The sequence below is a fragment of the Actinoplanes rectilineatus genome (assembly GCF_000962825.1).
Lineage (GTDB): Bacteria > Actinomycetota > Actinomycetes > Mycobacteriales > Micromonosporaceae > Actinoplanes > Actinoplanes rectilineatus.
Genome location: NZ_JZKF01000010.1, coordinates 48,788 through 61,514 on the forward strand (window position 1 = coordinate 48,788; position 12,727 = coordinate 61,514).

9 protein-coding genes are annotated in these 12,727 nt (G+C 70.7%); 4 read left to right on the top strand and 5 right to left on the bottom strand.

Going from position 1 to position 12,727, the window contains the following annotated elements:
* Positions 1 to 59 precede the first annotated feature (59 nt).
* Positions 60 to 2,018, bottom strand: coding sequence for a putative bifunctional diguanylate cyclase/phosphodiesterase (locus tag WH85_RS10565; protein WP_157410922.1), 1,959 nt, complete (start codon positions 2,016 to 2,018; stop codon positions 60 to 62).
* 102 nt (positions 2,019 to 2,120) lie between these two features.
* Here WH85_RS10565 and WH85_RS10570 point away from each other — a divergent pair, with 102 nt between their 5' ends.
* Positions 2,121 to 3,170 carry a sugar ABC transporter substrate-binding protein gene (locus WH85_RS10570; protein ID WP_045741591.1) on the top strand — a complete coding sequence of 350 codons (1,050 nt, stop codon included), beginning with the start codon at positions 2,121 to 2,123 and terminating at the stop codon, positions 3,168 to 3,170.
* On the opposite strand, the gene WH85_RS10575 is transcribed toward WH85_RS10570, so the two are convergent.
* The 4 genes from WH85_RS10575 to WH85_RS10590 all read right to left on the bottom strand — a co-directional run bounded on the left by WH85_RS10575 (position 3,163) and on the right by WH85_RS10590 (position 6,537).
* A complete protein-coding gene (locus WH85_RS10575; protein WP_045741592.1) occupies positions 3,163 to 4,434 on the bottom strand; it encodes an ABC transporter substrate-binding protein in 1,272 nt (423 codons plus the stop codon). The genes WH85_RS10570 and WH85_RS10575 overlap by 8 nt on opposite strands.
* 141 nt (positions 4,435 to 4,575) lie before the next feature.
* Positions 4,576 to 4,992: a roadblock/LC7 domain-containing protein gene (locus tag WH85_RS10580; RefSeq protein ID WP_052720293.1), complete on the bottom strand. Its 417-nt coding sequence runs from the start codon at positions 4,990 to 4,992 to the stop codon at positions 4,576 to 4,578.
* A 54-nt stretch (positions 4,993 to 5,046) separates the two neighbouring features.
* Positions 5,047 to 5,421, bottom strand: a complete 375-nt coding sequence (locus tag WH85_RS10585) for a hypothetical protein (protein ID WP_045741678.1) — start codon at positions 5,419 to 5,421, stop codon at positions 5,047 to 5,049.
* A 474-nt stretch (positions 5,422 to 5,895) separates the two neighbouring features.
* Positions 5,896 to 6,537 (bottom strand): ThuA domain-containing protein, encoded by a 642-nt coding sequence (locus WH85_RS10590; RefSeq protein WP_045741594.1) that lies wholly within the window; start codon positions 6,535 to 6,537, stop codon positions 5,896 to 5,898.
* A 109-nt stretch (positions 6,538 to 6,646) separates the two neighbouring features.
* Between WH85_RS10590 and WH85_RS10595 the strand changes: the two genes are divergently transcribed.
* From WH85_RS10595 to WH85_RS10605, 3 genes are all read left to right on the top strand, one after another.
* The gene (locus WH85_RS10595; protein ID WP_045741595.1) at positions 6,647 to 9,484 is read left to right on the top strand and encodes a glycoside hydrolase family 2 TIM barrel-domain containing protein; all 2,838 of its coding nucleotides are present in this window, start codon (positions 6,647 to 6,649) and stop codon (positions 9,482 to 9,484) included.
* Between the two features lie 186 nt (positions 9,485 to 9,670).
* A complete protein-coding gene (gene helR / locus WH85_RS10600) occupies positions 9,671 to 11,905 on the top strand; it encodes an RNA polymerase recycling motor ATPase HelR (protein WP_157410923.1) in 2,235 nt (744 codons plus the stop codon).
* Positions 11,906 to 12,066: 161 nt separating this feature from the next.
* Positions 12,067 to 12,711: a response regulator transcription factor gene (locus tag WH85_RS10605; protein WP_211275330.1), complete on the top strand. Its 645-nt coding sequence runs from the start codon at positions 12,067 to 12,069 to the stop codon at positions 12,709 to 12,711.
* The last annotated feature ends 16 nt before the right edge of the window (positions 12,712 to 12,727 follow it).

The following is a 12,727-nucleotide window of genomic DNA, read 5'->3' on the forward strand; positions in this document are numbered from 1 at the left end:
TAAGGCTTACTTCAAGCGGCCGTCCACCCCGAGATGATCACAATGGGCTGTGCCGGTGATCACCCGGCGAGTTGCGGGGAGCTGGGCCGCCACGCGCTGATCCATCCCGGAATCTCGGCGGCCGGCAGCGGGCGGCACATCAGATAGCCCTGGGCCAGCTCGCAGCCCAGCTCACCGATCTCGGTCAGGGTCTCCTGATCCTCCACACCCTCGACCACGACGGACAGCCCGAGCGCGTGCGCCAGCTCGACGATCGCACCGACGATGGCCCGGCCCCGGTCGGTGGACCGGATCTCCATGGTGAACTTCCGGTCGATCTTCAGCTCGTCCAGCGGCATGCTCTGCAGGTAACTCATCGACGAGTAGCCGACGCCGAAGTCGTCGATGGACACCCGGACGCCCTGCCGGCGGATCGAGCCGAGGGCGAGGGCCACCGCCTTCGGATCGTTGATCAGCACGGTCTCGGTGATCTCCAGGGTGAGCTGGCCGTCGACGGCGCCGTAGAGCGCGAGCAGGTCGGCGATCCGGCCGGGAAACCCGGGTTCGCGCAGGCACGCCGCGCCGATGTTGACCGCGACCGGCAGGTCCAGCCCGCCCTCGCGCCACGTGCGCTGCTGGCGCAGGGCCAGGTGGAGCACCGCCTCGGTGAGCGGCACCATCAGGTCGCTCTGCTCGGCGTCCGGGACGAACGCGCCCGGCCCGAGCAGGCCCCGGGACGGGTGCCGCCACCGGACCAGGGCCTCCACCCCGGCCACCCCGCCGCCGCCCACCCGGATCTTCGGCTGGTAGTGCAGCTCCAGCTCGTCGCGGTCGATCGCCCCGCGCAGGTCGGCGAGCAGGGTCAGCTGCTCGAAGCTGTTCCGGTCGTTCTCCGCGTCGTACGGCGCCGCACCCAGATGGTTGCGTTTGGCGTGGTACATCGCGATGTCGGCGTGCTGGAGCAGCTCCTCGGCGTTGCTGCTCTGCCCGGGGTAGAACGCGAACCCGATGCTGCCGGTGATGTCCACCGCCAGCCCGCCGATCTCGGCCGGCCCGCACAGGTCGGTCAGCACCCGGTGGGCGATGTCCGGCAGGTCCTCGGCGGCCCCGATCAGCGGCAGCAGGATGGCGAACTCGTCACCGCCGAGCCGGGCCACCAGGTCGGTCGGCCGTGACGACGCCCGCAGCCGCCGTGCCACCTCGATCAGCAGCAGGTCGCCGGAGTGGTGGCCCAGGGTGTCGTTGACCTCCTTGAACCGGTTGAGGTCGAGCAGCAGCAGGCCCACCCCGTGCCCCTCCAGGTCGGCGCCGGTGATGGCCTGGTCGATGCCCTCGCCGAGCAGCCGCCGGTTCGCCAGCCCGGTCAGGCCGTCGTGCGAGGCGCGGTAATCGTTGTCGGCGGCCTGCCGTTCGGTGCGCCGCTGGTAGGTGAGCAGCACCAGACCGCAGAACAGCACCAGCGCCAGGTCGGCCAGCGAGATCACCTCGACGGCCAGCAGGATCTTGGCGTTGGCGTCCCGGGCCACCCGCAGGGTCACCCCGATCGCCAGGTTGTTGCGGGCCACGTTGGCCGACGCCTGCCGGCGCAACGCGGACGCGCTCAGGGCGGCCTGTTCGGCGAAGTCGAGCATCCGCGCGTCGTCGTGGTCGCCGACCGCGTCGATCAGATTCCGCAGGGTGTACGTGTAACCCCCGTACGCGTTCTGCAGTGTCTGCGCCTGCCGCCGGTCGTCGTCCACCCCGTTGGCGGTCAGCCAGCGCAGGTTCCCCTCCGCCGACCCGATCGAGGACAGGAGCAGCTGGCTGCCGTTCTCGTTCGGTGTGTCCAGGAAGTCCTCGAGCAGCTCGTACTCGAGATTGATCTTCAGGTAGATCTCGTTCCACTGCTGGCTGACCTGCTGGGTGGCGGCCGCGGTCGTCGCCGCCCGGTCGGTGCTGCGGCTGCTGAACACCGCCAGGCCGGCGAGCAGGGACAGGCCGACGGTGAGCGCGCCGACGGCGATACGCGCGACCACCCGCCGTCGTAACCATTGCCGCATGACCCAAGCCCCTCGCTCCCCGCGCCCCTACCTATCGACCGCGAATCCGGCGGATTGAGCGGCGCGCTCAGGTGCGGGCCCGCCGTCGCCGATGGGGGAGGAGTGATCGGGGTCAGCAGGCTCGCCGCGGCGTTCGCCCTGGCGTCGCTGGGACTGCTCGGTGGCTGCCAGCGGGTGCCGGAACCGGACCGGAAGCCACCCACCGCCGTGCTGCTGATGGCCGGCCGTCAGATCCCGTTCGTCCGGGACATGGCCCGGGGATTCGGGTACGGGGTGACCGAGATCGGTGGCGTGGAGATCGCGCAGATCGGTCCCGAGTCCGACGACAGCATGCAGCAGCTGCGCAACTTCCAGCGGTACCGCGACGGCGAGCACGGCTCGGTCGCGTTCTTCACCCTGGCCCCGGAACTGTTCGCCGACTCCCTGCACCAGGCCGCCGAGGCGGGCACCCCGCTGATGGCGCTGCACTCGCTGCCGTCGGTCGGCTCCGGTGTCGGCCTGTACGTCGGCCCGGACAACACGGCGCTCGGTACGAGACTGGCCGCCGCGGTCGCCCGGCGGATCCCGGACGCCGCCACCGGCGTGGTGGTGATCGGCTCGCCGTCGCCCGGGGTGGAGGTGCTCGACGACCGGGTGGCCGGGGTCCGCGCCGAGATGGAACGTCTGCGGCCCGACCTGACCGTGATCGGGCCGTTCGACACCAAGCAGGACGTGGAGGGCAACCTGCGTGCCTGGACCGTCCTGCAGAAGGCGAACCCCGGTGCGGTGGCCTACATCGGCGTCGCCGGCCAGGACAGTCTCAGCCTCGCCAAGCTGCGCCGGCCCGGCATCGCCCGGACCGACGGGGCGATGGGCATCGGTGACCTGGCCTTGGAGGAGGCCCGGCAGGGTGGTCTGGTGCTGGCCTCCACCGAGCCGTTCCTGATCGGCTGGCTGGCCGGGGTGGTGCAGGCGCGCAGCTCCCGGTACGGCACCCCGCTGCCGGAGGGCTGGCTGGAGACGCCGACCGTGATCGTGGACGAGGCCAACGCCTCGGAGATCATCGCCCGGCAGCAGACCGAGCAGTCGCGGCTGGACTGGTTCCGGCGACAGGGCCGGGAGATGGCGGACCACACCGACGAGCATCTGCGCCCGCTGGACGAGGCTAGTTGACGCCCATCGACTCGGCGACCCTGCGGCCGTTCGCCACGGCGTCCGTCCAGGCCGTGGCCCGGTCCTTGCGGCCCGACTCGTACTCGCCGAGCTGCTCGACGAACGCCTGGTGGATCTCGGTGTCGGCGGGCGCCTCGTACACCCGGTGGGCCTTGCGGGCCGACGCGGCGAAGACCTCGACCGTCTTCTGATCGCCGAAGAAGGCGTCCGCCGTGGTCAGGGCGGTGGTGTCGTACGCCGCCGTGGCCGCCGGGAACAGCGCCGCGTCGGTGAACGCCGCGGCCTGGTTCTCCGGTGACAGGATCCATCGGATGATCTCGAAGGACAGCTCGTGACCGGTGCCGGCCTGCGGGATCGCCAGGAACGAGCCGCCGTAGTTCGCGCCGGTCGTCGCGCCGCCGGCCACGCCCCACTTCCCGGCGGTGTCCGGGGCTGCGGTCTTGATGTCGTACCCCAGCCAGGCCGCGCCCAGAGCGGTGGCCACCGTCCCGTCGGCCAGCGCCTTCTGCCAGGCGTCCTGGTCTTCGGTGTGGATGCGGGCGGTCAGGCCCTCGTCGATCAGCCGTACCGACAGGTCCCAGGACTCCTGGATGTGTGCGCCGGCCCCGATGTAGTGGTTGCCCTCGTCGACGAAGCGCTGGGTGCCCTGGCAGATCAGGATGGTGAACAGCTCGGCGCCGTTGCGGGTGAACCCGACCTTCGGCAGCTTGTCGTGCAGTTGAGCGCCGGCCGCGAAGAACCCGTCCCAGTCGGCCATCTTCGCGCTCAGTTCCGCCACGCCGGTGGGCAGGCCGGCCGCGGCGAACAGGTCGGAACGGTAGTAGGTGGCGGTCGGGCCGATGTCGATCGGGAAGCCGATCAGCCGGCTGTCCGGCGCGCTGGCCTGGTCCCACTTCCAGGAGGCGTACTGGCTGGTCACCTCGTCGGCGCCGAGGTCGTGCAGGTCGGCGAAGAGGTCGGCGCGGGGGAGCAGCGAGGCGATGTCCTCGCCCTTGATGCCGACGATGCCGGGCAGGTCACCGCCCTGGGCGAGCAGGTCGGCGAGCTGCGGGCGGTAGTCGCCCTCGATCACCCTGGTCTCCAGCCGGGTGCGGCTGGCGAACTGTTCGGCGGCGGCGGTCACCACGGCGGTGCTGAGGCCGCCCGGCCAGGTCCACAGCACGGTGTCCGGAGTGCCGGCGGCGGTGGTCTCCTCGCTCGCACACCCGGTGAGGGTCGCGGCGGCGCCGGCCAGACTCAGCCGGAGCACGTTCCGGCGCGACATATGCGGCAAAACGTCCTCCCTCGCCGTGGCCACGGTAACACCGGAGGCCGTTCCGGCCGGGGTGAACGCCACGTGCCGGGAAAGGCTCCGGGCACACGACGGCCCGGTGGGATTCGGGTCCCACCGGGCCGGTGTCCGTGCTCAGAAACGCGGGTTGGCGTCCTGCACCGAACGGATCTGCAGGAGAGCGGCGATGCGCCCGATGACGGGCCGCGCCTCGATGTGCAGCCGGGCGACGTTCAGGGTGCCGTCGCCGATCACCGCCAGCAGGGCGAGCTCGCCGACCGCGTACACGGCCAGGGATCCACCCAGGTTGCGGATGGTCACTTCGGAGAACTGGCCCTGTCCGAGCGCGTTACCGCAGGTACGGCTGATGCCGTGGGCGCCGGCGGCCAGCGCCGCGATGTCGTGCGGGCGGACACCCTCCAGGACGTCGTCGAGGACGAGGAGTCCGTCGACCCCGCCGAGGACGGTCCCCAGGACGCCGGGCACCTGCTGCCGCAGCGAGGCCATCTCGAAACGGACGGCCTGGAACGGGTCGGTGGAGGCGTTCTGCACTGCTGGCTCCGTAACGTCAGTGTTCATGGTGCGATCAGCCGGTGACTACGTCGCTCAGAAGTCGAGCTCGGCCTCGATCTTGCGGAGCTGGTGCCGGGCGAGACCCAGGTTGGCCTGGCTCTTGTTGAGGGCGAGGTAGAGGAAGAGCGCCTCGCCGCTGCGCCGGCCCTGGAGCAGGCGGATCAGGTGGTACTGCGAGTCGAGCGTGATCAGGATGTCCTCGATGCCGTCCTGCAGGCCCAGCATCTCGAGGGTGCGCACCTTGGCGCGGATCACGTCGGTGTTGCCGGCCGCCGCGATGTTCATGTCCATGATCGCGCCGCCACCCATGACGCCCAGGGTGAGGCCGCTGGTGTAGTCCACCAGAGCGACGCCGATGGCGCCGGAGATGCTCATCGCCTCCTTGAGGGAGATGTCGATGCCAGCCATGATTCCTCCGTTGTTCTCGAGCATCCCGCCCGTCACCTACGCATGACAGACGAGCGGCCCCGTGAAAGGGGCCTGCGGCAAGGCTCGCACGCCCGGGTTTGCTTGAACACTCAAGTGAGCCGAAATCGGGCATGATCCATCCGAAGATCGTCTTCTACGGACGATTTGCCCACGCTTTGTCATCCGATCGCCGACTTTTTCACCCTCTTGGATGTTGATCGCAGACGCGATTTCGAGTAGTGATTCGGCAACTCAATGTGAAGATCCTGCTAGGTGTGTTCATCTTCGCGCAACCACAATCCCGCTACCTGGACAAACGCCGGAACCGTCGGTGCCAGTTCTGAGATCAGCACATCGCGCTTTCCGCAACCCCGCGATTCGCCCACTCGGCGAGGATCCGGGCGTTTCCTCAGGGGTACGCGTCACTGCGGTGCCGTTCGTTCCCCGTGCTTTTCGCGTACGCCGGGAAAGGCGTCAGCGAGCCGCCCAGAGCAACCCGCGCTCGGTCATCGCCCAGGTCTCCGGTCGCAGGAGGTCCTCGGGGGCGTGTCCGAGAGTGTTCACGAAGACGCGGCCTTGGCCGAAGCGGCGTTTCCAGACCACCGGCATCACCGCTCCGGCGGTCTCCGGAGCGCCGTGATCGCCGGTGAAGGTGGTGGTGGCGAGCACGTCGAGGGTGGGGTCCACGTGGCAGAAGTACTGCTCCGTGTGGACCGCGAAGGACGTGACGCCCGCGGTGACCGGGTCGTCGCCGGTCACGTCGACGGTGTGGTCGACCATTCCGCCGGGATGGCAGACGAACCGGCCGCCGACCATGTACTGATATCTCGCGGCCTCGTAACCCATCGCCAGGACGCCGCCGTGCCAGCCGGCGAAGCCCGCACCCGCGCCGACGTGCGCGACCAGGCCCTCCTCCTGGGCGGGCGTGAGCGATCCGCGGGTCCAGCACTGCACGATCAGGCCGACGCCGTCGAGGGCGGCGGGGTCGGTGTAGACGTCCAGGGAATCCGAGATCACGACCTCGAGGCCGTGATCGGTGAGGGAGGAACGGAACAGATCGGTGCAGGCGACCGGTTGGTGCCCTTCCCAGCCGCCACGGACGATCAGAGCTTTCATGTCCGAACACCCTAGAACAAAATCGCTCACTTTTACTTGATCGTATGAATTCCGCTGAGACAATGGTCGTTGATCTTGGTAAGACCGGCACCGATCGTGGGGAGAGCCTGTGTCCCGCTACTTGACTGACTTCGCCCGCCCGTCCGGCACGCTGCCCCCGAGGGCTGACATGTCGTCCGACGCGCCGGTCCTGACGCTCGACGGGACGTGGCGCTTCCATCTCGCGCCGAGCATCGCCGAAGCACCGGACGGCTTCCACGCGACCGACTACGACGACTCCGGCTGGACCGACCTGCCGGTGCCGTCGAACTGGCCGATGCACGGTCACGGCAAACCCGCCTACACGAACGTGGTCTACCCCTTCCCGATCGACCCGCCCAACGTGCCGACCGAGAACCCGACCGGCGACCACCGCGTCACCTTCACCGTCCCCGCGGACTGGTCCGGCCAGCGCGCCGTGATCCGTTTCGACGGGGTGGACTCGTGCGGCGTGGTCTGGCTCAACGGCGTCCAGCTGGGCGTCACGTACGGCAGCCGGCTGCCCGCCGAGTTCGACATCACCGCCGCACTGCGCCCGGGCGCCGAGAACGTCCTTGCGGTCCGGGTGCACCAGTGGTCCTCCGGCAGCTACCTCGAGGACCAGGACATGTGGTGGCTGCCCGGCATCTTCCGCAGCGTCACCGTGCGCCTGCGGCCGGCCGGCGGCATCGACGACCTGTTCCTGCACGCGGACTACGACCACACCACGGGCACCGGCACCCTGCTCGTCGACGGCCCCGAGGACGCCGTGGTCAGCGTGCCCGCACTGGGCCTGACCGGACTCGCCACCGGCGTCACCCACCAGGTCGGCGAGGTCCGCCCGTGGTCACCCGAGGACCCGGCACTGTACGACGTGCTGGTCGCCACCGACGCCGAGACCGTGTCGCTGCGCGCCGGGTTCCGGACCGTGAAGATCGTCGACGGCATCCTGACCGTCAACGGCAGGCGCATCCAGATCCACGGCGTGAACCGCCACGAACACCACCCGGACACCGGCCGCGTCGTGCCACTGGACGTCGTCCGCGCCGAACTCGAACTGATGAAGCGGCACCACGTCAACGCGGTCCGCACCAGCCACTACCCGCCGGACCCGCGGGTGCTGGACCTCTTCGACGAACTCGGCTTCTGGGTGATCGACGAGTGCGACCTGGAGACCCACGGGTTCGAGTTCGTCGGCTGGCGCGACAACCCGTCGGACGATCCGCGGTGGCGTGACGCGTACCTGGACCGGATCTCCCGCATGATCGAGCGGGACAAGAACCACCCGAGCGTCATCCTGTGGTCGCTGGGCAACGAGGCGGGTACCGGCCGCAACCTGGCGGCGATGGCGAACTGGTCACGCGACCGGGACCCGTCGCGACCGGTGCACTACGAGGGTGACCACGCCTGCGAGTACGTGGACGTCTACAGCCGGATGTACGCGGACCACGCCGAGAGCACCCTCATCGGCCGCGGAGAGGACCCGTCCGGGCACCGGCGGTCGCTGCCGTACATCCTCTGCGAGTTCGCGCACGCCATGGGCAACGGGCCCGGCGGCATGCTGGAGTACCGGGAGATCTTCGACAGGTACCCGCGGGCGCAGGGCGGCTTCATCTGGGAGTGGCTGGACCACGGGATCCGGCAGGACGGTTTCTACGCCTACGGTGGCGACTTCGGGGAGCCGCTGCACGACGGCAACTTCGTCATCGACGGCCTGGTGTTCCCGGACCGGACACCCTCTCCCGGCCTGACGGAGTTCGCCGCGGTGTTCGCGCCGGTTCTGATCGGCGTCCATCCCGACAAAGTGGACGTCAAGAATACCTACACCTACCGTGACCTCGGGCATGTCGCGCTCGCGTGGTCACTGGGGGACAGGTCGGGTGTGGTCGCGTCCGGCACGCTCAGCCTGCCGCCGGTACCCGCCGGTACGTCCGCCGAGATCCCGCTGAAGGATCTGCCCCTGCCCTCCGGACCCGCCTCCGAGACCTGGCTGACCGTCACGGCCACCGCGGCCAAGGCACTGCCCGGGGTGCCGGCCGGGCTGGTACTCGGCGCCGGCCAGGCCGTCGTTCACGAACCTGCCCCGGTCGTGCGCTCCACCCCGGTCCCGGCCGACGGCCTCCGCCTGGGCGCCGCCGTCTTCGAGCCGGTACACGGCCGACTGGTCAAACTCGGCGACCTGGAACTCGACGGTCCGCGGCCGCACATCTGGCGGGCACCGACCGACAACGACCGGATGGACGACCGCGGCACCGGCAGCCTCCTGCGCTCCTGGAAGGAAGCAGGCCTGCACCGGATGCGGGAACGCCTCGTTGCGATCACCCCGTCGGCCGACGGCCTGCAGGTGGAGTCCCGGTTCGCCCCGGCCGGCACGAACGTCGGCTTCACCAGCACGGTGCGGTGGACGTACGCGGACGACGCCCTGCACGCCACATGGCGTCTCGTCGCCGACGAACGGTGGACGCTGACGCTGCCCCGCATCGGCGTGCGGCTGGCCCTGCCCGGATCGCTGACCTCGGTGTCCTGGTTCGGCCGGGGACCCGGGGAGGCGTACTCGGACTCGATCCAGGCCGCGCTGGTCGGGGCGTGGACGTCGACGGTCGACGACCTGCAGACCCCCTACGTCTATCCGCAGGAGAACGGCCACCGGGCCGACGTCCGGAACCTCACCCTGCGAGACGCGTCGGGGGCCGGACTCGAAGTGGTGGGCGGGCCGTCGTTCGGGTTCACCGCCCGCAACCACACCGACGAGGACCTCGAGGAGGCGGGCCGGCGTACCCGCATCCCGGCCCGGGACCAGGTGTTCGTCAACCTGGACCTGGCTCAGCGGGGTCTGGGCACCGCATCCTGCGGGACGGGGCCGCTGCCGCCGTACATCCTCACGGCGGGCGACCACGTCCTGAACTTCACGCTCCGCGCACTGCGGTGAGCTGAGGCGGGATCTCCGGGGAGGCCGGGCGGTGCACACCGCCCGGCCTCTTCGGCGTTCCGGGCGATGGTGTGCCTCTCTCCAACTCCAAGCTATAGCAGGGTCGGGGGCTTGTGGCAAGACCCGGGTGAGGGCGCAAAATCGCTGCTCGTGAGCGATGTCGAAGCTTCGGGGGCTACCAGAACCATGCTTTCCACCCATGACGGCGCGTCCGCCTCGCCCGCCGGTCCGGACGGCGCGTCCGCCTCGCCCGCCGCGCCGGACGGCGTTTTCGCGTTGTCCGCGGCGTCGTCGGACAAGGCCGGGCCGGCGCTGATCGCGGCCGACGAACGGCACTTCGCGGCCGTCGCGGCGAGCACGGCCCGGTCCATCGCGGAACTGGAGTCACGGCTCGACGCCGAACGGCGCGCCGAGGGCGGGATCGGGCAGCAGGCGCTCGACCGGGACCAGGCCGTCCACCGGATCAGCGCGCGGCTGCGTACCCTGCGACGATTCAGCCTCGACCTCTGCCTCGGCCACATGGTCGCGGCAGACGGCGGGGCGACGGTGTACGTCGGGCGGATCGGGCTGACCGACGACGCGGGGGAGCGGCTGCTGATCGACTGGCGGTCACCGGCGGCGGCGCCGTTCTTCGGGGCGACGCACGCCGACCCGATGGGGCTGGCCAGCCGGCGGCGGTACCGGTGGACCCGGGGACGGATCACCGACTACTGGGACGAGGTGTTCACCCCGGAAGGCCTGGACGGACGGGCCGCGCTCGACGACCAGTCGGCGTTCCTCGCGAGTCTCGGTGGCGCACGATCGGAGCGCATGCGCGACGTGCTCGGCACCATTCAGGCCGACCAGGACGCGATCATCCGGGCCGGGTCGCGGGGCGCGCTGGTCGTGGACGGCGGCCCGGGTACCGGCAAGACCGTCGTGGCATTGCACCGGACGGCGTACCTGCTGTACTCCGACCCGCGGCTGGGACACCGGCGGGGCGGGGTCCTGGTCGTCGGCCCGCACCAGCCCTATCTGGCGTACGTCGCGGACGTCCTGCCCGGCCTGGGCGAGGACGACGTGCGGACCTGCACGGTACGTGACCTGGTGGCCGAGGGCGCCGGAGCGGCACCCGAGCCGGATCCGGAGGTCGCCCGGCTGAAGTCGTCGGTGCGGATGGTCGCGGCGATCGAGGCGGCGATCCGGTTCCACGAGCAGCCGCCCGCCGGAACGACGGTGGCCGCCGAGGACGCCGAGGTGCACGTGACCTCCCGGGACTGGGCGGAGGCGTTCGAGGCGGCGGCCGGCCTGCCGCACAACGAGGCCCGCGAGCAGATCGAGGAGGAGTTGTCCGCGATCCTGGCGGAACGGCCGGGCCGGGAACTCCCCACCGCGCTGCACCGTTCGGGCCACGCCGCGGGCCGGGAACTCCGCGCCGCGCTGCACCGCGCCTGGCCCCTGCTGGAAGCGGCGGACGTCGTCGCCGACCTGTGGTCCGTTCCCGCCTACCTGCGGCGCTGCGCGCCCTGGCTCAGCACCGACGAGATCCGCCTGCTGCAGCGGGCCGACCCGTACGCCTGGACCGTCGAGGACCTGCCGCTTCTCGACGCGGCCCGGCACCGCCTCGGCGACCCGGACGCGGCCGGCCGGGAACGCCGCCGGGCCGCCGCCGCAACGGCCGAACGGGAGCGCATGACCCGCGTGGTCGACGACCTGATCGCGGTCGCCGACGACGCCTACGGCACCGGGCTGGTCACCATGCTCCGCGGCGAGGACTTCCACGACGCCCTGGTCGACGAGGCGGCGTTGCGGCCGGCGGTGACCGACAGCCTGGCCGGGCCGTTCGCGCACATCGTGGTGGACGAGGCACAGGAACTCTCCGACGCCGCATGGCGGATGCTGGTGGCGCGGTGCCCGTCGCGGAGTTTCACCATCGTCGGCGACCGGGCCCAGGCGCGGCACGGCTTCGCCGAGTCGTGGACGGAGCGCCTGGACCGGGTCGGCGTGGACCGGGTCACGATCGCGCCGCTGACCGTCAACTACCGGACGCCGGCCGAGGTGATGGCCGAGGCCGAACCGGTGATCCGGGCCGTGCTGCCGGACGCGAACGTGCCCACCTCCATCCGGAGCAGCGGCATCCCGGTCCGACACGGCCCCGCCGGTGAACTGGAGTCGATCCTGGACACCTGGCTGGCCGAGAACGATCAGGGTGTGGCGTGCGTGATCGGTGCCGGCGAGCTTCCCGGCGGCCTGTTCGGCGGCGAGCTTCCCGGCGGCGGTGGTCCCGGCCGGGACCGGGTCCGGTCGTTGACCCCGGAGCTGGCGAAAGGGCTGGAGTTCGACCTGGTCGTGCTCCTCGAGGACACGATCGACGACGCGGTGGACCGTTACGTCGCGATGACCCGCGCCACGAAGCAGCTGGTGATCCTGCGGGACCGGTGACGATGCCGTACGGGAACACCGCGACGGTCGACGGCGGCGTTCGGTCCGGGCGGGACTGTGCGGGGTCGATGGGGACGCTGTGCCGCAATGATGAGGACGCCGTGCCGGAATACTGCGGCGGGTTGATGACGGGGCTCGATCCGAGCGGGATGCTGAGGGGTATGCATGGGCTGATGGTGGTGGCCGCCGACGACGATGTCCGGGGCCTGCTCGCGTCCCGTCTGAGCCTGGCCGGTTACGCGGTGTCCGCGGCCGCGACCGGGGCGGAGGCGGTGCGGATGTTGGACGACCGGCCGGTCGACCTGATCGTGGTGGACCTGGACATACCCGATCTCCACCAGCTGGCCCGCAACCGGCCGGTGCTCACCGACCGGCCATCGGTGCTGGCCGTGGCCGAGTGCGCGATCCTCGAGACGGTGCTGCCGGAGCTGGGCACGACGGTCGGCGACTACGTGACCAAGCCGTGCCGGGTGACGGAGCTGCTGGCCCGGGTGCGGGTGCTGCTGCGGGGGCGCCGGAACACCGTGTTGCGTCACGACGACCTGCTGCTCAACGAGGTGGTCTGTCAGGCGTGGCGTGGTGAGCGGCTGCTCGGTGTGACCCCGGCGGAATACCGTCTGTTGCGCCATCTGCTGTTGAACGCCGGGCGGGTGCTGTCGAAGGACCAGCTGGCCCTGGAGGTGTGGAACGAGCCGCGCGAGGTCAACGCGATCGAACGGCTGGTGTCGCGGCTGCGCGGCAAGGTCGACGTCTCCGGCCCGCCGCTGATCCACACGCTCCGCGGCTTCGGATACCGACTGGGGTGACCTGGGTCACGTCAGG